We start from the raw sequence: 23051 nt of genomic DNA, 5'->3' as shown, positions 1-23051 counted from the left end.
TGCTGTCGGCGTTACCGGTCCGACACCGTGACCGTGCCCAGCAGCCCCGACACCTGACCGGCGGCGGCTTCCACCAGCAGGACGACGGTGCGGGTCTGATCGCCGCTGGACAAGGTACCAGTCAGGGGGCCGGGTGCTGCATCGGTCTTTGCCGCCAGCAGGGACCCATCGACCCACAATTCGGCCCGGCCCGCGATCTGCGCAAAACTGATCACCCCGCCCGCCGCCGCCACCCTGCGCCAGGGCTTGAACCGGCTGCGATAGACGCGCCAACCGGTCTGCGGCTCCGGCGGGGTGGGCGTGCCGGCACGCAGGAAGGCCCAGCTGTTATTGTCGGCATCGGCCGGGGCCAGCGTCGGCGCCGGCTTCGTCGAAAACAGGGGGGAGCGCCGCCATTCCTCCAGCTTCAGGTATGGTGGCGTGACCGGCACCTGCGCGCGCGGGGTGGCCGCGCGCCGGTCGATATCGATCCGCGCCGGCTTCAGCCCGTCGGCTTCCGCCACCAGCCGGATACGGCCCTTGCCCTGGTCGGCGCGGATGATGATCTGGGCCAGCCCATTGAACAGGGAGCGGCTGTTGCCCTGTTCGGATTCATGGCTGTTGGGGTCGCCATTGCCGACGCCGATGATGCTGGCCCCGTCTGCCCGGAAGCGCGTCATCAGGTTGGCCGTGGGGACGTGGCGGCCCCTGGCATCCACCGCATCGATGGTGACGGGCTGCACCTCCTCGCCATCGCCGGCCATGGCGGTGCGGGTGGGCGTCAGGCGCAGGGCGACGGGGGCCCCCGCCGTTTCGTACGCGGTGCTGGCCACCATCCTGCCGTCACGCAGGGCCAGCGCCTCGATCCGGCCGGGGGCATAGGGGACATCCCATTCATTGCCCATGAACCGGTCGACCTTCTGCCGCCCGATCTCCCGCCCGTTCAGGCGCAGGATGATTTCATCGGCATTGCTGCTGATGAAAACCTTCACCATCTGGCCTTCGCGGCCCGGCCATGTCCAATGCGGCGCCATGAAGATGACCGGCTGATCATCGATCCAGTGGGCCGCATGGATGCCGAACGCGGTCTTGGGAAAGCCGCAGAGGTCCAGGATGCCAAAGAAGCTGGCGATGCTGGGCCAGGCATGGGGGGTGGGCTCCCCATGATAGTCAAAGCCGGTCCAGACGAAGCCACCGGCCACGAAGGGACGGTCGGCGATGTTTTTCCAGCTTTGCCGGTGGGTATTGCCCCAGCCCGCCGCTTCCTTGTCGTAAGAGGTGATGATGTTGCGGCCGGGGTCGCTTTCGAACGCGCCGCGCGTCTGATAGGCGCTGGTATCTTCCGAACTGACGATGGGCTTGGCCGGATTGCGCGTGTGATAGCGGTCGTAATGTTCCTGATAATAGTTGAAGCCCATCACGTCGACGACAGTGGAAACATTGACGGGATCATAGAAGGAACCATTCATCGCCGCCGTCACCGGCCGGCTGTCATCCAGCCGTTTCAGGGCCATCACCATCCGGCGGACCATCTCCACCCCGGACTCGGTGCCCTGCATGGGTTCTTCGTTGAACAGGCACCACAGGATCACGCTGGGGTGATTGCGGTCGCGCCGCACCAGCCATTCCAGCTGACCCAGATATTCCGGGGCCGGGTTGAACAGGCGATTTTCGTTCATGACCAGGAAGCCCAGCCGGTCGCACCAATCCAGCAGCTCCGCCGTCGGCGCGTGGGACGACATGCGGATGGCGTTGCAGCCCATGGCCTTCAGCCGCAGCAGACGCCAATGGATCAGGCTGTCAGGCACGGCAACGCCCACCCCGGCATGATCCTGATGGATGCAGACGCCTTTCAGCTTCACCGGCTGCCCGTTCAGGAAGAAGCCCTTGTCGGCGTCGAAACGGATGCTGCGGAAACCGATCGGGGTGGTGCGTTCATCAATCACCTTCCCGTCCCGCAGCACGCGGGTGCGTACGGCGTGAAGGGCGGGGCTTTCCACCGACCAGAGAAGGGGCTGACCCGCCTCCAGCGACAGGCTGGCTGCGGCCTGGTCCAGAACCGGAACAGTCACGTCCACGCTGCCGCGGGTGATTTCCTGCCCGTCGGGCGACAGCAGGCTGGCTTCCACCATCACCGTCGCCGGGGCCGTTTCAATATTGGTCAGGCTGGCGGTGACCGGCACGCGCCATCGCCCATCGCCATCCTGGCGCGGGTCGCAATGGATGCCGTCGGTGACGATGGAGACGGGTGCGCGGCGGACCAGCCAGACATTGCGGTAAAGCCCCGCCCCTTCATACCACCAACCTTCCATGGCCGTGGCATCGGCACGGATGGCGATGATGTTCAGGTCATCGCCATAGCGGGCGAAGGGGGTGATATCGATGTAGAGACTGGTATAGCCCGAGAAGCTGTGGGCGACGATGGAACCATTGACCCAGACGGTGGAATGGGTCGCAATGGCCCCGATCTGCAATTCGATCTTCCGGCCCCGATCGGCTGGATCAAGCCGCAGGGCCCGCCGGTACCAGCCGATACCGCGCGGGCGGTAACCCTGGGAGATGTTGGCGGTTTCAACGAAGGGCTGTTCGCTGGCCCAGTCATGGGGCAGGCGGACCTCCCGCCAGTCGCTGTCATCATAAATGACCGCCGCGGCGCCGGGGGCCGTGCCCGCCTTGATGGAAAGATATGTCGCATGATGGCCCACCGGTTCCGGTGCCGGGATATCGCCTTCATGGAAACGCCAGCCAAGATCAAGCAATGTGCGGGTAGGGTCGGTTTCCGGCAACATAGGGGCCGGGCTGTCCAGCGGTGCCGGCATGGGGAAATTCGGTCCCGGCGTGCCGGCCTCTGCGCGGGCCAGTGCCAGTGACCAGGGGCCGGCGGTCAATATGGCTCCAGTGCCGGTGGTGGCCAGCAGGAATTGGCGGCGATCCATAGGGTTGGCTCCATCCGTAGACGCCTGATCGGCAGGCCTTTTGGGATCAAGGCGACGGGACGCGCCAGCGGGCCAGCCCGCGGCGTTGCCCGCACCACAGGGGTCATACATTAAATGGAGTTATATTGGTATGCTATTGGTTAGAATTCGCTCAGTTCCGCGACGAAATCATAGGCGTCGCCGCGATAATAGGAGCGGGTGAATTCCGCCGGACGGCCATCGCGCAGGAAGGCGCGGCGTTCGATCAGCAGCCCGGCATGGCCCGGATCAACCCCCAGCATGCGGGCATGCTCGCCCAGGAAGGGCACGGCGCGCAGGCGTTGCAACGCCCGCACCGGCCGGCTGCCAGCCCGTTCCAATGCTGCATAAAGGCTGTCGCCCACCGCGTCGACGGAGGGCAGGCAATAGCCGGCAATGGTGGAGAATTCCAGCGCCATCGGCACGTCGTCGGCATAGCGGATGCGGGAGAAGCGGAAGACCGGCGCGCCGGGCGACAGGCCCAGCACCATCGCTTCCTCCGGCGTCACATGTCCGGCCCCGCGGGAAATCCAGCTGCTGCTGGCCTTGCGTCCGCGTGCGGCCATGTCTTCGGAAAAAGAGGAAAGCTTGGAGAAACTTTTTTCCACACGGCCGGCGACAAAGGTGCCCGCGCCGCGTCGGCGGGTCAGAAGACCTTCTTCCACCAGGCCGGCAATGGCCTTGCGCACGGTGATGCGCGAAACATCATATTCTATGGCCAGATCGCGCTCCGGCGGAATGGCATCGCCCTGGTTCAGCACATTGCCACGGATGGCATCACGGATGAGGGTCTGTAGCTGGATATAGAGCGGGGAATGATTGTCCTGCCGGAAATGTCCCACCTGATCGGAAAACGACATGTACCCCCCTCCGGCGGCCAACCTCGCCGCGCCTTCCCCAGCGCTCCACAGATACAATATGCGTCAGGGCAGGGCAACCGGTATAGGAATGGTCTATATTGGTACTATCCGCGCGCGGTCCCTGAGTCGCGCCCGCCATCCCCCCCTATGGCCGGGGCAGACGCGATACCGCGGTGAAATCATCTGGTCAGGGCACCGGAAACGGGCGTGACTCAGCCATTTTTCCAGCGAAGAACCTCGCAATCCCGCCGATCAGCCGCGGTGCCGGCAAAAAAGTCACGCTTGCTTGTCCGCATTCTGTCTGGCCTTGGTGATAACACCTTGTTTTCCATGGCTTTGCCCGTCAGCGCCCCGGATGTAACAAACATGCAATTTTGGTAGCGTCTTGGACCGCCATTGGTTATTTTAATTTGGTTTAATAAATCAAAGAGGCTGGTTGCGGGCTGGCAGGCCCGCAAACAAACGGATCACTTTCATCCAATGAAACCAGACCCGTCCGAGAGGAATCGGCGTGGTTCGCAGCAGTAAAGCAGGGGGCGAGAAGATGCAGTTCCGGCACTTGATCCTGGTCACCACCGCTGTCGCAGGCATGACCTGCGCGGCCCAGGCGCAGAATACCAACGCGGCCCAGAGCGGCGAGGCGCTTGAGGAAATCATCGTCACGGGTATCCGTGGCAGTCTTCGTCAGTCGATCGAGGTGAAGCGTTCTGCGGACGCCATCGTCGATGTCATCTCGGCAGAGGATGTGGGCAAGTTCCCGGACCGCAACGTTGCCGAATCCCTGTCGCACATTCCGGGCGTCAGCATCGACCGTCGCTTCGGCGAAGGCGAGAAGGTCGCCATCAACGGCACCGATCCCGCCCTGAACCGCATGCTGCTGGACGGGCATGCCCTGGCATCGGCCGATTGGGGCGGCAACGACAATGACCCGTCCAGCCGTACCTTCAACTATTCGCTGATCGCGCCCGAGCTGGTCAATCGGCTGGAAGTCTACAAGTCGCCGGAAGCCCGGATCGAGGAAGGCTCCATCGGCGGTACGGTCATCGTCCGCACCCGCCGCCCGCTGGATCTGGAAAGCCCGTCGGTGTTCGGCTCCGTCGGTTATTCCTATAATGACCGTTCGGAGAAGGGCAATGTCCGCGGGTCCAGCCTGCTGAGCTGGAAGAATGATGACGAGACCATCGGCATTCTGGGTGCCGTCACCTATGACCGCCAGAACCTGACCCGCGCGGGTGTCGAGTTCTTCGGCTATGACAATGCCAATGGCACCAGCGGCAGCCCGTTCGTCACCACGAACGCCGCCGGTCAGCGCGTGCTGAAAAGCCCGAATGCCGTGATCACGGGCGGCACCGTGGCCGATCTGGACAAGGCCGCATCGCCGTTCGGCATCAACTACGCCTATTTCCAGCAGGTGCGTGAGCGCACCAGCGTCACCAGCACGGTGCAGATGCGCCCCAGCGACAACGTCACGCTGACGGCGACGGGCCTGCATATCGAAGGCAATTACAACAATTACAGCCAGTCGATGTACACGATCCCCGGCTGGTGGTCCGGCGACAAGCTGCTGAACGCCACGATCAAGGATGGCGTGGTCACGTCGGCTTCCTTCGCCGCGTCGGCCAACCAGGCCGCGCAGCTGGATACGCTGGTCCGCAATACCAAGCTGAAGACCGATCACATCGCCCTGGAAGGCGAGTGGGAAGGTAATGATGGCGCCAAGGTCACCGTCACCGGTGGCTGGAGCAAGGCCAGCGGCGGTCGCGACCCCGAATATCTGTTCGACGTCAAGACGAAGCTGCCCTATTCCTACAGCTTCACCGATACGTCGGCAGAGGTGAACTTCGTCGGCGACCTGACGAACCCGGCCAATTATTTCACCAACCCGAACAACAATCTGCAGACCTTCGAAGGCAAGCCGATGATTGTCAACGGGACGCAGTTGAATGCGGCCCAGATTGGTGGTCTGGACTATTCCAAGACCACCGATCGTGACATCTATGTCGGTGCGGATGGCGAAATCCCCGTGGAATTCGGCCCCTTCACCAAGCTGCTGGTCGGTGCGCGCGGGACGGAGCATGTCAACCGCGTCGACGCGGCCGGTTTCAACACCTACCTGACCAGCTCCAAGCTGGCCTCGCAGCTGGGTGTTGAAACGTTGTCCACGCCGGATGGCACCTTCTCCGGCACGGGCGGCAGCGGCAATGCCACCAAGTACCTGAACCTGCCGCGTGATGCCGTCATCAAGATCCTGTCGGACGGCATCAACTTCAACCTGGGCCGCAAGATCGGCGCGTCCAACCGGGTGAAGGAAGAAGTGGCCGCCGGCTATACCCAGCTTAATTTCGAGCAGGGCAAGTGGCGTGGCAATATCGGTGGCCGTCTTGTCTATACCAAGGACACGTCGGAATTCGCCCTGACGCTGAACGACAATCCGGTGCCCACCCCGACGACCGTGTCGAACGATTACCTGCGGTTCCTGCCCAGCCTGAACGTCGCCTATGAAGTGTCGGACGACGTCATTCTGCGTGGTGCTGCGTCGAAGGTGATGTCCCGTCCGCGTTATGGCGAACTGGCCGGTTCCTTCTCGCAGAATGACATCACCAAGGATGCCGGTGGCGGCAACCCGGATCTGAAGCCGTATGAATCGACCAATTTCGGTCTGTCGGCCGAATATTACCCGCAGCGTGGCACGCTGCTGGCTGTGGAACTGTTCCGCCGTGAGATCGACAATTACATCCTGAACACCACCACGGCCAATGTCCGTCTGTTCAATTCGCAGACGCAGCGGTTCGAGGATGGTTACAGCGTGTCGCGTCCGATCAATGCCGGCGAAGCCACCGTCAACGGCGTCCTGCTGTCGGGCCAGAGCGAGATCTGGAACGGCTTCGGTCTGCAGGCCAACTATACCTTCTCCGACAGCTCGACCAGTTCCAGCGATGCCAGCGGCAACGAACTGAACCTGCCGTACCTGTCCAAGCACACCTTCACCGTGATCCCCTACTATGAGGATGGCCCGTTCCAGGCCCGCCTCAGCTACAATTATCGCACGTCCTACTTCCGCACCATCGGTCGCCTGGGTTCGCGCGAAATGGTGGCGCCGTATCAGCAGCTCGACTTCTCGACCAGCTATGACGTGGTTGAAGGCGTGACGGTCACCCTGAACGCCCAGAACCTGCTGGACGAAAGCTATTACCAGTATAATGGCTCCCGCAACCGTCCGACCGCCTTCTACAAGAACGGCCGGACGCTGGCGGCCAGCGTTTCCTATCGCATGTAATGTCAGCAGCCCCTCCCCCATTCGATCCGGATGGGGGAGGGGACGACGATCCGGGCGGCCGCCATGGCCGCCCGGCTATCGCATGTGGCCGATCCTGTCCGCCATGGACAAATCTGTATCAGGTTGGCACGATACCAAGCGTCCGCTGTGAACGGTCACAATCGGGCCAGTTGCCAAAAATAATTAGTTTAAACATAAGGTTACTGAAATTCCGGGATGAAGTTCCGGCGATAATACCAAAATAAACCAAGAGGCAGGCATGACACGAGCTGCGATGGCTGTAACGATCGGGCTGGCAACGGCGTTGCTGGCTTCCACCGCGATGGCGCAGACATTGCCGCCGCTTGTGCCCCTGCCGCAGTCGGTTGCGACTGCCAAAGGTTCCTTCACCGTTGGGGACGGGGCGACCGTCGCCGTGCCGGCCGGCGATGCCGGTGCGGCCGCCGCTTCCCGGCTGTTGATCCAGCATGTGAAGACGCAACGCGGGCTGACACTGGCCCCGTCGGCCGGCAATGCTGCCATCAGCCTGGTGCGTGATCCCGCCATCACGGGGGAAGAGGCCTATCGCCTGACCGTCGACAGCAGCGGCATCCGCATCGCCGCGTCGGGCGACAAGGGCCTGATCTATGGCGCCATGAGCCTGGCGCAGATGCTGAGCCCCGACCGGGCGTTCGGCAAGCCGGTGGCCGTGCCGGCCCTGACCATCCAGGACGCGCCGCGCTTTGCCTGGCGCGGCCTGATGATCGATCCGGTCCGTCATTTCCTGCCCATCGACAGCATCTTCGCCATCGTCGACCAGATGGTGTCGGTGAAGCTGAACGTGCTGCATCTGCATCTCAGCGACGATCAGGGCTGGCGGTTCGAGGTGAAGCGCTATCCCAAGCTGACGGAGATCGGGGCCTGGCGTCTGCCGCCCTCGTCCGGCGGTCCGGTGGGGCCGAAGGTGGGCGGCTTCTACACCCAGGAACAGTTGAAGGCGCTGGTTGCCTATGCCGCAGAGCGCGGCATCACCATCGTGCCGGAGATCGACCTGCCGGGCCATGCCCAGGCATTGGTCGCAGCATATCCGGAATTCGGCGTGTTCGGCGACCGGCCGGACGTGTCGCATGATTGGGGCATCAACCCCTATCTGCTGAATCCCGGCCCGCAGGGCGTGCAGTTCGTCAAGGATGTGCTGGACGAACTGATGGCCATCTTCCCCGGCACCTATATCCATCTGGGCGGGGACGAGGCCATCAAGGACCAGTGGCAGCGTTCCCCCGCGGTCCAGGCCCAGATCAAGGCCCTGGGCCTGAAGGATGAGAACCAGCTGCAAAGCTGGCTGATCGACCAGTTCGGTGCCTATCTGGCGACCAAGGGCCGGCGCCTGATCGGCTGGGACGAGATCCTGGAGGGCGGGCTGCCGCCATCGGCCTCCGTCATGTCCTGGCGCGGGGAAAAGGGTGCCATCGAGGCCGCCAATCACGGCCATGACGTGGTGTTGAGCCCGGCCCCGACCCTGTATCTGGACAGCCTGCAAAGCGACCGCGCGGACGAGCCGCCGGGACGGCTGTCCATCCAGACCCTGGCCGATGTCTATAAATATGACCCCATGCCGGCCGGCATTGACGTGGAACGGGCCCGGCATGTGCTGGGCGCCCAGGGCAATGCCTGGTCGGAATATCTGGCCACGCCCTATCAGGTGCAGCATGCGCTGTTCCCGCGTGCGGCGGCCATCGCCGAAATCACCTGGTCGGCCAAGGAACAGCGCGACTTCACCGGCTTCCTGGCCCGGCTGGACCCGCAGATCCAGCGCTGGCAGCGGTCCGGCCTGCATGTTGCCGACAGCGCCTTTGCCGTCGGGTTCACCCTGGACGGGACGCGCGGCGACGCCCTGCGCAGCGGCAGGATCAAGCTGGCCCTGAACAATCAGGCGCCCTATGGCACCATCCGCTACACAACCGACGGCAGGGAACCGACGGCCAAATCCAGCGCCTATAAGGGGCCCCTGAACCTGAAGCCGGGGACAATGGTCAAGGCCGCCGCCTTCAAGGCCGATGGGGCGGCCCTGGCGGCCCCGCGCAGCTTTGAGGCGACGCGGGCGGCGCTGCTGACGCGGACCAGTTCCGACATGGCGGCCTGTCCGCGCGGGGCGCTGGGGTTGCGGGTGCCGCTGACCCCCGGCGATACGGCCAATGCGCCTGCCTATAATGTCAATCTGTTCGACACCTGCACGGCCTATCCGGCTGCCCCGCTGGATGTCGCCAAATCCTTCACGGTCGATGTGGCGCGCCTGGCCCGCCATTATGGTCTGGCGCATGAAACCAAGGCGCTGCGCCAGCATTATGCCGTGACCACCCATGGCGAGCTGGTTGTCACAGCCGGCTGCGCCGCCACCACCAAGGCCGATAGCGAGACGAAGCCTGTGGTGGTGGCCACTTTCCCGCTGCCCGACCCGGCGTCGGCCCCCAACCGTTTCAGCTTCAAGGGCAGCCTGCCGGCGATGACGGGGGACAAGGATCTGTGCTTCCAGTTCACGTCCTCCCTGCTTGACCCATTCTATACGGTGGAGAAGGTGACGCTGAAGGAGACGGCGGAATGAGGATGCGGGCAGCCCTTCTGTCGTTCCTGCTGCTGACCACGGCGGCGGGCGCGGCACCGTTGGACAGCATCGCGCTGGATGGCGACTGGCAGGTGCGGATCGACCCCAGCGACGCTGACGCGGCCAAGGCGCACCCGAAGGAGGCGAAATGGTTCGCCGCCCGTGTCCCCGGCAGCGTGCAGGAAGACCTGATCCGCACCGGCCGCGTGCCCGACCCGTTCCAGGGCATCAACGAAGCCCCCATCCAGTGGGCCGGACTGACCCAATGGCAGTTCCGGCGGACCCTGCAGGTGACGCAAGCCATGCTGGCGCGCGATCATCTGGAACTGGTCTTTGACGGGCTGGACACCTTTGCCACCATCTTCGTCAATGGCCGGCAACTGGCCGCCACGGACAATGCCCATCGCCGCTGGCGCATCGACGCCAAGTCGGTGTTGAAGGCGGGCGAGAACGAGATCCTGGTCACCATCGCCTCGCCCATCCGCAGCTTGCAGCCCAAGGTGCTGGCCGAAGCCAACCCGCTGCCCGGTGAATATGACAGCGCCTTTGGCGACGAGCCCAAGGGCAAGCAGACCTCCCCCTATATCCGCAAGCCGAAATACCAGTATGGCTGGGACTGGGGCCCGCGGTTGGTCAATATCGGGCTGTGGCGGCCGGTCCGGCTGGAGGTTTGGGACGATGCCCGCATCGACGGGCTGATCCTCCAGCAGGAAGCGCTGAACGATGCGGAGGCGCGGCTGGTCGCGCGCTATCGCATCATGGCTGACCGTGACGCCCAGGTGACGTTGACCACCCGCGTCACCGCCCCCGATGGCAAGGTCACAACCGTGGAGCGGGTGGCGCAGGTCACGGCCGGGGTGAACGAGGTCTCCGTTCCCGTCAGCCTGGACAGGCCCCAGCGCTGGTGGCCCGTGGGCTATGGCGCGCAGCCGCTTTATGCCGTTTCCGGCCATCTGGGCGACGGGGTGGGGGAGGCGCATCGCGTCGACCGCCGCATCGGCCTGCGCCATGTGGAACTGATCCGCAAGGAAGGCAGCTTCGGCTTCAAGATCAATGGCGTGGCGATCTTCGCCAAGGGCGCCAACCTGATCCCGTTTGACAATTTCCCGGCCCGCGTCACGCCCGCTTCCATGCGCCCCATCCTGGAAGGGGCGCGGGATGCGAACATGAACATGATCCGCGTCTGGGGCGGGGGCTATTACCTGGATGACGCCTTCTATGCCATGGCCGACGAGCTGGGGCTGATGGTCTGGCAGGATTTCATGTTCGGCGGTGCCGTCACCCCGCCCGATGCCGCCTTCCGGGAGAATGTGCGCATCGAGGCGGAGGAACAGGTCGAACGCCTGCAATCCCATCCGTCCATCGTCGTCTGGGCCGGCAATAACGAGGTGCTGTCGGGCTGGGAGAACTGGTCGGACCGCAAGGCCTTCAAGAAGGCCGTGGGTGCGGACGAACAGGAACGGGTCGGCGTCGGCATGGCCGTGCTGTTTGACCGGGTGCTGCGCGATGCCGTGCTGACGCGGTCGCCGGGCATCCCCTACTGGCCCGGTTCGCCGTCCACCGACTATGAAGGGCCGACCGACACGGACAAGGATGGCGACCGCCATTTCTGGGATGTCTGGTCGGGGTCGAAGCCGGTCGAACGCTATCTGGATAGCTGCCCGCGCTTCATGTCGGAATATGGCTTCCAGGCCATGCCCGATCTGGCCACCATCCGCGGCTTTGCCGGCAAGGGCGATCTGGCCGCCGACAGCCCCGTGCTGAAGGCTCACCAGAAATTCCTGGCAGGGGAGGGCAATGCCCGCCTGCAGCTGTATCTGGATCAGCGGCTGCGCAAGGCGGCGGACTTCGCCGATCTGGTCTATCTGACCCAGGTGAACCAGGCCCAGGCCATCGAAATGGCGGCCCTGCATCACCGCGCCTGCCGGCCGGTGACCATGGGCTCGCTCTATTGGCAGATCAACGATACCTGGCCCGCCATTTCCTGGGCCAGCATGGACTATCACGGCCGCTGGAAGCTGCTGCATCACGCGGCCCGCCGCTTCTTCGCCCCGCAGGTGGTGGTGACGGAGCATAAGGGCGGGGCCACCCGTGTGGCCCTGGTCTCCGACGCGACAACCCCGGTCCAGGCCGAATGGCGCCTGCGGGCCTTTGACATGCAGGGCAAGGCGCTGGGTGCCAAGGGCGGCAGCGTCACCCTGGCCCCGTTGAGCGCGATGGAGGCGGCGTCGGTGGCCGATGCCGACCTGTTCGGGGCGGCCCCTGTCGCCACCTCCTATGCGGTGGCCGAACTGATGGTCGAGGGCAAGGTCGTGTCGCGCCGCATCCTGGAACGGGCGGCGCCGAAGGACATGGAATATCCCGTCGCCGACCTGACCACGCGCTGGGACGGCAAGCGCCTGACCATCACGGCCGGCACGCTGGCCCGTGCCGTGATGCTGGATTTCGGCACTGTGGCTGCCCAGCCGTCCGACGATGGTTTCGACCTGCTGCCGGGGGAAAGCGTGACGGTGGAGATCCGCTCCGACGCTGACCCCGCGGCCCTGAAACGGGCACTGACCCTTCGCACCCTGGGACCCGGCCGATGATCCGCCGCCTGTTGCTGCTTGCCGCCACCGCCCTGTCGACCAGTGCGATGGCCGCCCCCGTCGATGACGCCGTTTCCAAGGCCATGGCGACCATGAGCCTGGAGGAAAAGGCAGCCCAGCTGCAAAGCACCGCGCCCGCCGATGCAGAGGCCGGCATTCCCGCCTATGACTGGTGGAACGAAGGGCTGCACGGCCTGGCCCGCAACGGCTATGCCACCGTGTTCCCCCAGGCCGTGGGCATGGCCGCGACCTGGGATACGGCCCTGGTGCGCAAGATCGGCGATGTTGTGGCGACGGAGGCGCGGGCCAAGTTCAACGCCCGGCCGGCCCAGGCCGACCGCCGCATCTATGAAGGGCTGACCATCTGGTCGCCCAACATCAACATCTTCCGCGATCCGCGCTGGGGCCGGGGGCAGGAAACCTATGGCGAGGACCCGCATCTGACGGGCAGCCTGGGCGTGGCCTTCATTGCCGGCCTGCAGGGGCCCGACCCGAAATGGCCGAAGGTCGTCGCTACGCCCAAGCATCTGGCTGTGCATAGCGGGCCGGAGGCCGGGCGCGACGGGTTCGATGTGGACCCCAGCCCCCAGGATCTGGAATCAACCTATCTGCCGGCCTTCCGCCAGGCCATCACCGAGGGCAAGGCCCTGTCGGTGATGTGTGCCTATAATTCCATCCATGGCACACCGGTCTGCGCCCTGCCGTCGCTGCTGATCGACCGGGTGCGCAAGGATTGGGGCTTCACGGGCTTCACCGTGTCGGACTGTGACGCGGTCGCCAATGTGCATCTGTTCCACCATTACCGCATGGACGCGGCGGAAGCCGCGGCGGCCAGCCTGAAGGGCGGAACGGACCTGAATTGCGGCAACACCTATGCCGCCTTGCCCCAGGCCGTGAAACGCGGTCTGGTGACAGAAGCGGAGATCGATACGGTCCTGGCCCGCGTGCTGGAAGGCCGCCGGATGCTGGGCACGGCGTTCAATATCTCCAGCCCCTGGGCCAGCATCAAACCCGATCAGGTGGGCACGCCCGCACACCGCGCCCTGGCGCTGGAAGCGGCGCGCAAATCCATCGTTCTGCTGAAGAATGACAAGGACATCCTGCCGCTGAAGGCCGGGACGCGGGTCGCGGTGATCGGCGCCAATGCCGACGACCTGGTCGTGCTGGAGGGCAATTACCATGGCACGGCGCGCAATCCGGTAACCCCGCTGGACGGTATCCGCCGACAGTTCGGGCCGGCCAATGTGCGTTATGCCCAGGGATCGGTGCTGGCCGACGGTGCCCCGGTCGTGGTGCCCGAAACAGCCTTCACCAATGATGGTCATCCGGGCCTGCGCGCCGAATATTTCGCCAGCCCGACCGTTGCCGCACCGGCCATCGTGGCCCGGCAGGATCGTCGCATCGACGTCAACTTCACCCGCGCCGCGCCGCTGCCACAGCTGAAACCGGAAGGCTTTGCCGTGCGCTGGACGGGTGAACTGACGCCGCCCGGTCCCGGTCGCTACACGCTGGCCATCGACATTCCCGCCTGCTGGAAGGACTGCAAGCGCCATGATGATGTGCGCCTGTGGATTGACGGGCAGAAGCTGCATGATGGTCCGCTGGGCAAGCAGCGCGTCGAATTTCCGCTGGTCAGCAATGGCAAGCGCCATGATTTCCGTCTGGAACTGGACCATCATGGGGAGGATGAGGGCATCCGCCTGATGTGGCTGCCGCCGGCCGAGCCGCTGCTGGTCCAGGCCGTTTCTGCCACGCGCGATGCCGATGTCATCGTCGCCGTGCTGGGCCTGTCGCCCGATCTGGAAGGCGAGGCGTTGTCGGTCACCGTCCCCGGCTTTGTCGGGGGCGACCGGACAGAGATCGAACTGCCGCCCGTGCAGCGCCGGCTGCTGCAGGCCCTGCGCGATACGGGCAAGCCCGTCGTGCTGGTCCTGTCAACGGGCAGTGCGGTGTCGGTCGATCCGTCCCTGGCCGACGCCGTGCTGACCAACTGGTATTCGGGAGAGGAAGGGGGAACGGCGCTGGCCGAAACCCTGGCCGGCACCAACAACCCGTCCGGCCGTCTGCCCGTGACCTTCTATCAGAAGACGGCAGACCTGCCGGCCTTCGTCGATTACGGCATGAAGGAACGCACCTACCGCTTTTTCACCGGCACCCCGCTCTGGGGCTTCGGTCACGGCCTGTCCTACACCAGCTATGGCTATGATGGCCTGACCGTGAAGGCCGGTGACACGGCCACCCCCGTTCAGGTCAGTGTGCGCGTCGCCAACAAGGGCAAGCTGGCCGGCGAAGAGGTGGTGCAGGCCTATCTGGTGCCCCCCGGATCGGGCGGCAAGGGCGGCCTGACCACGCCCATCCTGCAGCGCCAGCTGGTCGGGTTCAGCCGCACCGCGCTGAAGCCCGGCAAGGCGGCGGAGGTGCGGTTCAGCATCGACCCGCGCGGCCTGTCCATTGTGGCGCGCGACGGCACCCGCACGGTCCAGCCCGGCCGCTATCGCCTGTGGGTGGGCGGCGGCCTGCCAGACAGCGCACCCGGTGTATGGGCCGAATTCACCGTCGATGGACAGAGCCGGGAGCTGGCGAAATGATGGAACGGCGTGCCTTTCTGGCGACGGGGCTGGCGCTGGCCGCCAGCCCGGCCCTGGCCCGGACGGAAAAGGGGTTCATCAGCGGCCGGCCCGCCCCCTCCGCCCGGCATTTCACCAGCCCGGCCGTGGAGATGGAGATCAAGCGCGTATCGGCGCAGATCGCTGATCCCAAGCTGCGCTGGATGTTCGCCAACTGCTATCCCAACACGCTGGACACCACGGTGAAGCTGGGCCTTGTCGATGGCAAGCCCGACAGTTTCATCATCACCGGCGATATTCCCTGCCTGTGGCTGCGGGATTCCGCAGCGCAGGTGAAGCCCTATCTGCATCTGGCCAGGCAGGATGCGGACCTGCGCCGGCTGTTCCATGGGCTGATCGCGCGGCAGGCCCGCTCCATCCTGATCGATCCCTACGCCAACGCCTTCATGGAAGACCCGTCCGCGCCCACGAACCTGAATTGGGCGCTGAACGACACGACGGAGATGAAGCCCGGCGTGGCGGAACGGAAATGGGAGATCGACAGCCTGTGCTATTTCCTGCGCCTGTCCCATGGCTATTGGCAGGCCGTGGGGGACAAGGCCCCCTATGACGCGACCTGGGCCCAGGCGGCGCGCGCTGTCATCCGCACCTTCCGCGAACAGCAGCGCAAGGAGGACAAGGGCCCCTACCGTTTCCTGCGGTCCAGCAACCGGCCCACGGAAACCCTGATGCTGGATGGCTATGGCGCGCCGTCGCGGTCGGTCGGGCTGATCCATTGCGGGTTCCGGCCGTCGGATGATGCCTGCACTTTTCCGTTCTTCATCCCCGCCAATTTCTTCGCCGTCACGACCTTGCGCGAACTGGCGCGGGTGGCGGTAGAGGCCAGGGGAGAGGCCGATCTGGCCGCCGACGCCATCGCCCTGGCGGACGAGGTGGAGGCGGCCCTGCACCGCTATGGCAAGACCCGCCTGCTGGATGGCACAGAGGTCTGGGCCTATGAGGTGGACGGGTTCGGCAATGCCCTGTTCATGGATGATGCCAACGTGCCGTCCCTGTCGGCCCTGGCCTATCTGGGCTGTGTCGATGCAGCCGACCCGCTGTGGCGGCGCACGGCCGATGCGGCCTGGAGCGAGACCAACCCCTATTTCTCCCGCGGGAAGGTAGTGGAAGGCATTGGCGGGCCGCATGTCGGGCTGGGGCAGGTCTGGCCCATGTCGCTGATCCTGCGGGCGCTGACCAGCAGCGACGATGCCACCATCCGCACCTGCCTGCGCATGCTGCGCGACAGCGACGCGGGCACGGGTTTCATGCATGAGGCCGTGGATCACGACGATCCGGCCAAATTCACCCGCGACTGGTTCGCCTGGGCCAATGGCCTGTTCGGCGAAATGCTGGTCCATCTGGCCGACACCAGGCCGCATCTGCTGCGGGAGCCGTTCTGATGCTGACACGCCGTACCCTGTTGATGACCAGCGCCCTGGGCGGCGTGCTGGCCATGACCCGACCGGGCTTCGCCGCCGCATCCGCCGGTGGGGAAGGGGGCAGCCCCAACCTGTTCATCGGCACCGGCGGGCATGGCCACACCTATCCCGGCCCGACCCTGCCATTCGGCATGGTGCAGTTGGGGCCGGATACGGATGTGGAACGCTGGGATGCCTGTTCGGGCTATCACCGTACTGACACCTCCATCCTGGGCTTTTCCCACACGCATCTGTCGGGCACCGGCATCGGTGACATGCTGGATGTGCTGGTGGTCCCGACAGCGGGGGAGAAGGTGCAGCTGACGCCCGGCACCCTGGCCGACCCCGATGCCGGCTATCGCCAGCGTTTCAGCGATGAAAGGGCGGAGCCCGGCTATTATGCCGTGACGCTGGAAAGCGGCGTGCGGGCCGAACTGACGGTGACGGAACGCACCGGCTGGCACCGCTACGCCTTTCCGGCGGGGCCGGGGCATCTGCTGATCGACCTGTCGCATCTGGTACTGGACAAGTCGGACAAGCAGCCGCTGATCGAGGATGCGGCCCTGGAACTGGCGGCCGATGGCACGCTGACGGGCCGGCGCACGGTCAACCGCTGGGCCAAGGGGCGGCGCATCTTCTTCGCCCTGCAAACCTCGCGCAAGCCGGACCGGGTGCGCTTCTTCACCGATGGCGATGCCGAGCAGCCGGCGGGCACGGCGCGCGTGGCGGGCCGCCGGCTGAAGGCCGTGCTGCATTTCGACGATGCGGGAGCCGCCCCCATCCTGGTCCGCTGCGGCATTTCCGGGGTGGACGGGCAGGGGGCGCTGGCCAATCTGACGGCCGAAGCCGCGCATTGGGATTTTGACGCCACCCGACAGCGCGCCGCCGGTATCTGGGCCGAGGCCCTGGGCCGGGTGCGGGTGGAAGGCGGGACGGCGGATCAGCGCACCATCCTGTCCAGCGCGCTGTACCATGCGCAACTGGCGCCCACCCTGTTCTCCGACGTGGATGGCCGCTATCCGGGCATGGATGGCAAAATCCAGAAAGTGCCCAAGGGCGGGGCCGCGCACAGCAGCTGGTCGCTGTGGGACACCTACCGTGCCCTGCACCCGCTGCTGACCCTGGTGGCCCCTGAACGGGCCAAGCTGCTGATCGACGATCTGATCCGGCAGACGGTGCAGTCCCCCTATGGCCCCCTGGTCTGGCCCCTGCAGGGCAAGGAGACGGGGACCATGATCGGCTGGCATGGGGTCGTGCCGCTGGCCGAGGCGCAGGCCAAGGGCATCAAGGCCGATTATGCCGCCGCCTGGCCCGCCATCCGCCGCCGCAGTTTTGATTTCACGGCTCCGGACCAGGATAACAGCCTGGGTCGCGATCTTTATGACCGCATGGGCTTTGTGCCCGCCGACAAGGTGTTTGAAAGCGTCAGCCGCACCCAGGAATATGCCTATGACGACTGGGCGTCGTCGCGTCTGGCCCGCGCCATCGGGGAAACGGCGGATGCCACCCGGCTGCACCGCCGTTCGTCCAACTGGGTCAATGTCATCGACGCCTCCATCGGTTTCGCCCGGCCGCGCTTTGCCGATGGGTCCTGGTGGCAGGATTACGATCCGATCCAGTTGGGCCATATGCCCAAGCCCTGGTGGCGCGACTATACGGAGGCCAATGGCTGGCAGGCCACCTTCCTGAACCAGCATGACATCTATGGCCTGATCCAGCATATGGGCGGTGACAAGGCGTTCGAGGCGAAGCTGGACGCCCTGTTCAACGCGCCCTCCACCCTGCCGGCCAATGCCCCGCCCGACATTTCCGGGCTGGTCGGGCAATATGCCCATGGCAATGAGCCGGACCAGCATGCGGCCTATCTCTATGCCTATACGGGGGCGGCCTGGAAGGCGCAGGCCATGGTGCGCCGCCTGTGCGTGGAGATGTACAAGAACGATCCTGACGGCATCATCGGCAATGATGATTGCGGGCAGATGAGCGCCTGGTTCGTCTTCTCCGCCCTGGGCTTCTATCCGGTCGACCCGGTGGAGGCGGTCTATGTCTTCGGCTCCCCGCTGTTCACCCGCGCCGTGCTGTCGGTGGGGCAGGGGCGCGAACTGGTGGTGGAGGCGCCGGGCAATGGTCCCGACACCCCCTATATCGCCGGCATCGACTGGAACGGCCGCCCCTGGACGAAAATCTGGATCAGCCATGCGGAGCTGAGCCGCGGCGGCACGCTGCGCTTCACCATGGCGCGGGAGCCCAACCCGGCCTTCGGTGCGGCCCTGGCCGACCGTCCCCCTTCCTTCGGCCGCCAGCCCGGCCAGCGTTGACGAGGCACCCCTGATGTCGAGCTTTTCCAGGCGCACCCTGATCGCCGCCGGCCTGTCCGCCGGTGCCCTGCCTGTCCTGCCGGCGCTGGCCGCGACCAGGGTTGCCCCGCCCTCCCCCTTCGGCGCCGTGCCCAGCCCGCGCCAGTGGAAATGGCACGGGATCGGCAGCTATGCCTTCGTCCATTTCTCCATCAACACCTTCACCGACAAGGAATGGGGATATGGGGACGAGGATACAAAGCTGTTCAACCCGACCGAATTCGACGCCGACCAGATCGTGGCTGCGGCCAAGACCGGCGGGATGCGCGGCATCCTGCTGACGGCCAAGCATCATGACGGTTTCTGCCTGTGGCCGACGAAGCTGACGGAACATTGCATCCGCAACAGCCCCTATAAGGACGGCAAGGGCGATATCGTCCGGGAATTCGCCGATGCCTGCAAACGGGCCGGGATGCTGTTCGGTATCTATCTGTCGCCCTGGGACCGCAACCATGCGGAATATGGGCGCCCTGCCTATGTCGACTATTTCCGCGCCACCTTGACGGAGCTGTGTACCCAATATGGCAACCTGTTCGAAGTCTGGTTCGACGGGGCCAATGGTGGCGACGGCTATTACGGCGGCGCGCGGGAAACCCGCAAGATCGACGCGCCGAAATATTATAACTGGCCGTCCATCATCGAACTGGTCCACAAGCTGCAACCCGATGCCTGCACCTTCGACCCGCTGGGCGCCGATATCCGCTGGATCGGGAACGAGGATGGGGTGGCGGGCGACCCCTGCTGGCCCACCATGCCCAACAAGCCCTATGATCAGGTGGAGGGCAATTCCGGCGTGCGCGGTGGCGATCTGTGGTGGCCGGCGGAAACCAATGTCTCCATCCGTCCCGGCTGGTTCTATCATTCGGATGAGGATTCCAAGGTCAAGGGCAGCGAACGGCTGATCAAGCTGTTCGATGAAAGCATTGCCCGCGGCACCAACCTGAATCTGAACCTGCCGCCCGACCGCCGGGGCCGCATTCCCGATCAGGATGTGAAGATCCTGAAGGCGTTCGGCGATGCCGTCCGCGCCAGCTTCGCCAGCGATCTGGCGCAAGGGTCGGTCGCCAGCGCCAGCCACAGCCGCGGGCCGGGGTTTGAACCGGCGCGCGTGCTGGATGGCGACCGGGAAACCTATTGGTCCACGCCGGACGGGGTGACCAACCCGACCCTGACCTTGACGCTGAAGCCCGGCACCCGTTTCGACCTGATCCGGGTGGCCGAATATCTGCCGCTGGGCGTGCGCGTCACCCGCTTTGCCGTGGATGCGGAGATTGACGGCAAGTGGCAGGAACTGGCCGTGCATCAGTGCATCTCCCAGCAGCGGGTCATCCGCCTGCCGGCCCCCATCGCGCCGGCCCGGGTGCGGCTGCGCATTGTGGAGGCACCGGTCTGCCCGGCCATCACGGAATTCGCCCTGTTCCAGTCCGTGGCGCCTGAGCATGTGCCGCCCATCGTGTCCACCGACCCGACCGTTCTGGATGTGACGCAGTGGAAGGTGGTGGAGGCGACGGCGCCCAAGGCGGAAAAGCTGCTGGACAATGACGCCCAGACCATCTGGATCATGGAGGCACCCGTACCGGGCAAGCCAGCCGCGGTCACCGTCGATCTGGGCAGCGAGGTGCTGCTGGCCGGGTTCAGCCTGACCCCGTCGCGGCAGGTAATGACCGGGGCCGCCCCGCCCAAGGGCTATACCGCGCAGACCAGCCGCGACGGCAAGAATTGGGAAGACGGGGCCACGGGCGAATTTGCCAATATCGCCTATGCGCTGGCCACCCAGCGCATTGCCTTTGCCAAGGCGCGGGCGACCCGGTACCTGCGGCTGAGTTTCGCGGAGACGGCGATGCCGGCGGCAAGGCTGGCCGTTGCCGGGATCGGCGGCTTTACGCCGCGCCCGTGATGCGATGAACGCCCGTATCGCTGCCCTGGTCCTGTGGCTCTGCTGGCTGCTGCTGGCGGGGCCGGCCGGGGCCGCCATCGACCTGACGCACAGCACCATCGTCGCCAGACCGGCCCCCGGGCCGGAACAGGCGGCGGTGACCCTGCTGACGGAGGAGGTGGCGAAGCGCACGGGCGTCACCTGGGCCACAGACAGCGGCGTCCCGGGGCTGGGCCCGCTGGTTGTGGTGGGGCGGCGGGAGCAGGTGGGTGCCCTGCTCCCGCCCGGCCTGCGCTGGTCGGTCGGGGGAAAACAACGCGCGGAAGCCTATGCCATCCGCAGCTTCGTCCAGGCCGGCCGCCCCGTCATCGCCATTGCCGGCGATGATGCGCGCGGCGTGCTGTATGGCATCGGCGACCTGTTGCGCAGCCTGTCGATGCAGAAGGGGCGGGCCTGGCTGTCGGCCCCGCTGGACCGGCGGGCGGCCCCGGCCTATCCCTTGCGCAGTCACCAGATCGGCTATCGGTTCAAGAACAATAGCTATGACGCCTGGTCCCTGCCGCGGTTCGAACAGGAAATCCGCGATCTGGCCGTGTTCGGCACCAATGCCATTCAGCTGATCGCCCCCGTATCCGATGATGAACGGGCCAGTCCGCTGTTCCCCGCACCGGCCACGGAGACCATCCTGGGCATTGCCGGATTGCTGGCGAAATACGGGCTGGATTGCGACCTTTATTACCCCGCCATCCGCGCCGATTATGCCGATCCGGCCATTGTCGCCGCCGAACTGGCCGATTTCGAAGCGCTGGTGCAGCGCTTTCCCGCCCTCCACGCCCTGTATGTGCCCGGCGGCGATCCGGGGCACACGCCGCCCGACATCCTGTTCAGCCTGCTGGAAAAGATGGCAGCCATCCTGCGCCGCCATCACCCGGCCGCCGCCCTTTACGTCTCCGGCCAGGGGTTCAACCGTGCGGCCTATGCGCAGTTCTATGCGCAGCTGGACCGTCAGCCGGCCTGGCTGACGGGCGTGTTTTTCGGGCCGCAGTCGCGCGATCCCCTGGCCCGGCAGCGGGCGCGCATTCCCGCCCGCTATCCCATCCTGTTCTATCCCGATATCGGCCATACGCTGCATGCGCAATATCCGGTGCCGGACTGGGACCCCGCCTTTGCCCTGCTGGAAGGACGGGAACCCATCAACCCGCGACCCGTCGACCAGACGCGCATCTTTCGGCATTTCGCCCCGCTGACAGCGGGCTTCGTCACCTATTCCGAAGGGGTGAATGATGATGTGAACAAGATGCTGTGGTCGCGCCTGGGCTGGTCGCCCGCCACCCGGCCGGAAGAAACCCTGGCCGATTATGCCCGCTACTTCCTGGGCCCGACCTTGGGGCAGGATCAGGCGGGGCGTGCGGCCGCCCTGATTCTGGACCTGGAGCGCAACTGGCGGGGGCCGGTGGCCACCAACAGCGGCATCAATGCCACCCTGCAGGGGTTCCTGGCCCTGGCGGACGGGGTGGGGCCGGGCAACTGGCGGCTGGAAAGCCTGCTGTACCGCGCCTATTACGACGCCTATGCCCGCCGCCGTGCCCTGGCGGAAGGTGCCCGGCAGGCCCGCGCCACGGAAGCGCTGGAAGCCGCCCCCCGGACCGGCAGTCTGGCCGCCATGGACGCGGCGGAGGCGGCGCTGGCGGTCCCGGATGACGCGTGGACGCGGGGCTGGCGGCAGCGGCTTTTCGATCTGGCCCAGGATCTGTTCGACCATGCGGGGCTGCAACTGAGTGTGACACGGTTTGGCGCATCGGGGGTGGAGCGGGGGGCCAATCTGGACCGGATCGACACCTCGCTGAACGACCGGGCCTGGCTGACCGGCCGCTTCGCCCGCATCCGGACGGAGACCGACGAGGCGACGCGGCTGTGCCAGTTGCAGGACATCGTGCAGTGGGAACAACCGGTTCCCGGCACGCTTTATGATGATCTGGGCGATCCGTCCTGGTCGCCGCATCTGGAAAGGGGGTCGGGCTTCGCCCGCGACCCGCAGCTTCTGTCCAGCGCCATCCATTCGGTGGCCGACATCATGCCGGATGCGGGCTGGCGCCTTTCCTGGGTCACCTATGCCGAAAGCCTTTATGAGACGCCGTTGACCCTGCGCTATCACGGGGTGGATCGAAACCGGCGCTACCGGCTGCGCGTGACCTATGGGGGGGAAGATTACCATCTGCCCATCCGGCTGATTGCCAATGGCGACACGGAAATCCATGCACCGCTGACCAGACCGGCCAATCCATCCACCCTGGAATTCGACATCCCGGCATCGGCGACGCGCGGCGGTGATCTGGTTCTGCAATGGACCCGTCCCCCGGGTCTGGGCGGCAGCGGACGGGGCAAGCAGGTGGCGGAGGTCTGGCTGATACCGGTCGGTCCGACAGGTGGGACGGGCTGCCCGTGATGCGGTTAATAATTTCCATAATTTAACTTATCGCCATTTTGGCTGTATTTTGGTGGGTTCTATTTTGAAGTGCGACATTCCTTTAATATCAGATGGTTATCTATGG

At 65.4% G+C, this 23051-nt stretch carries 10 protein-coding genes; 8 read left to right on the top strand and 2 right to left on the bottom strand.

Annotated elements, in window-relative coordinates:
• Window positions 1–11 precede the first annotated feature (11 nt).
• Both galA and ACODTW_RS26715 read right to left on the bottom strand, forming a co-directional pair.
• Complete coding sequence (galA, locus tag ACODTW_RS26720) at window positions 12–2915, bottom strand: beta-galactosidase GalA (protein ID WP_488949192.1); 2904 nt, start codon at window positions 2913–2915, stop codon at window positions 12–14.
• A gap of 140 nt (window positions 2916–3055) precedes the next feature.
• Window positions 3056–3793, bottom strand: a complete 738-nt coding sequence (locus ACODTW_RS26715; RefSeq protein WP_488949191.1) for a GntR family transcriptional regulator — start codon at window positions 3791–3793, stop codon at window positions 3056–3058.
• Window positions 3794–4337: 544 nt separating this feature from the next.
• Here ACODTW_RS26715 and ACODTW_RS26710 point away from each other — a divergent pair.
• From ACODTW_RS26710 to ACODTW_RS26675, 8 genes are all read left to right on the top strand, one after another.
• Entirely contained in the window at window positions 4338–7070 is a 2733-nt protein-coding gene (locus ACODTW_RS26710) for a TonB-dependent receptor (RefSeq protein WP_488949190.1), read from the top strand.
• Window positions 7071–7344: 274 nt separating this feature from the next.
• Window positions 7345–9651, top strand: coding sequence for a beta-N-acetylhexosaminidase (locus ACODTW_RS26705; protein ID WP_488949189.1), 2307 nt, complete (start codon window positions 7345–7347; stop codon window positions 9649–9651).
• A complete protein-coding gene (locus ACODTW_RS26700; protein ID WP_488949188.1) occupies window positions 9648–12239 on the top strand; it encodes a beta-mannosidase in 2592 nt (863 codons plus the stop codon). Before ACODTW_RS26705 ends, ACODTW_RS26700 begins: the two co-directional genes overlap by 4 nt.
• Entirely contained in the window at window positions 12236–14827 is a 2592-nt protein-coding gene (locus tag ACODTW_RS26695; protein ID WP_488949187.1) for a glycoside hydrolase family 3 C-terminal domain-containing protein, read from the top strand. The genes ACODTW_RS26700 and ACODTW_RS26695 overlap by 4 nt, the downstream gene beginning before the upstream one ends.
• On the top strand, window positions 14824–16248 hold the full coding sequence (locus tag ACODTW_RS26690) for a glycoside hydrolase family 125 protein (protein WP_488949186.1): 1425 nt from the start codon (window positions 14824–14826) through the stop codon (window positions 16246–16248). The genes ACODTW_RS26695 and ACODTW_RS26690 overlap by 4 nt, the downstream gene beginning before the upstream one ends.
• Window positions 16248–18584 carry a GH92 family glycosyl hydrolase gene (locus tag ACODTW_RS26685; RefSeq protein ID WP_488949185.1) on the top strand — a complete coding sequence of 779 codons (2337 nt, stop codon included), beginning with the start codon at window positions 16248–16250 and terminating at the stop codon, window positions 18582–18584. Before ACODTW_RS26690 ends, ACODTW_RS26685 begins: the two co-directional genes overlap by 1 nt.
• 13 nt (window positions 18585–18597) lie before the next feature.
• Window positions 18598–20520 (top strand): alpha-L-fucosidase, encoded by a 1923-nt coding sequence (locus ACODTW_RS26680; RefSeq protein ID WP_488949184.1) that lies wholly within the window; start codon window positions 18598–18600, stop codon window positions 20518–20520.
• A gap of 4 nt (window positions 20521–20524) precedes the next feature.
• Window positions 20525–22945 (top strand): hypothetical protein, encoded by a 2421-nt coding sequence (locus tag ACODTW_RS26675; protein WP_488949183.1) that lies wholly within the window; start codon window positions 20525–20527, stop codon window positions 22943–22945.
• Window positions 22946–23051: the final 106 nt, after the last annotated feature.

It is taken from the genome of Niveispirillum sp. FG148 (genome assembly GCF_057809655.1).
This window is presented reverse-complemented; position numbering and strand designations above follow the sequence as displayed.

Excerpts from the sequence above, each read along its gene's own strand:
- galA (WP_488949192.1), bottom strand. The coding sequence starts at position 2,915 with ATGGATCGCCGCCAATTCCTGCTGGCCACCACCGGCACTGGAGCCATA.
- ACODTW_RS26715 (WP_488949191.1), bottom strand. The coding sequence starts at position 3,793 with ATGTCGTTTTCCGATCAGGTGGGACATTTCCGGCAGGACAATCATTCC.
- ACODTW_RS26710 (WP_488949190.1), top strand. The coding sequence starts at position 4,338 with ATGCAGTTCCGGCACTTGATCCTGGTCACCACCGCTGTCGCAGGCATG.
- ACODTW_RS26705 (WP_488949189.1), top strand. The coding sequence starts at position 7,345 with ATGGCTGTAACGATCGGGCTGGCAACGGCGTTGCTGGCTTCCACCGCG.
- ACODTW_RS26700 (WP_488949188.1), top strand. The coding sequence starts at position 9,648 with ATGAGGATGCGGGCAGCCCTTCTGTCGTTCCTGCTGCTGACCACGGCG.
- ACODTW_RS26695 (WP_488949187.1), top strand. The coding sequence starts at position 12,236 with ATGATCCGCCGCCTGTTGCTGCTTGCCGCCACCGCCCTGTCGACCAGT.
- ACODTW_RS26690 (WP_488949186.1), top strand. The coding sequence starts at position 14,824 with ATGATGGAACGGCGTGCCTTTCTGGCGACGGGGCTGGCGCTGGCCGCC.
- ACODTW_RS26685 (WP_488949185.1), top strand. The coding sequence starts at position 16,248 with ATGCTGACACGCCGTACCCTGTTGATGACCAGCGCCCTGGGCGGCGTG.
- ACODTW_RS26680 (WP_488949184.1), top strand. The coding sequence starts at position 18,598 with ATGTCGAGCTTTTCCAGGCGCACCCTGATCGCCGCCGGCCTGTCCGCC.
- ACODTW_RS26675 (WP_488949183.1), top strand. The coding sequence starts at position 20,525 with ATGAACGCCCGTATCGCTGCCCTGGTCCTGTGGCTCTGCTGGCTGCTG.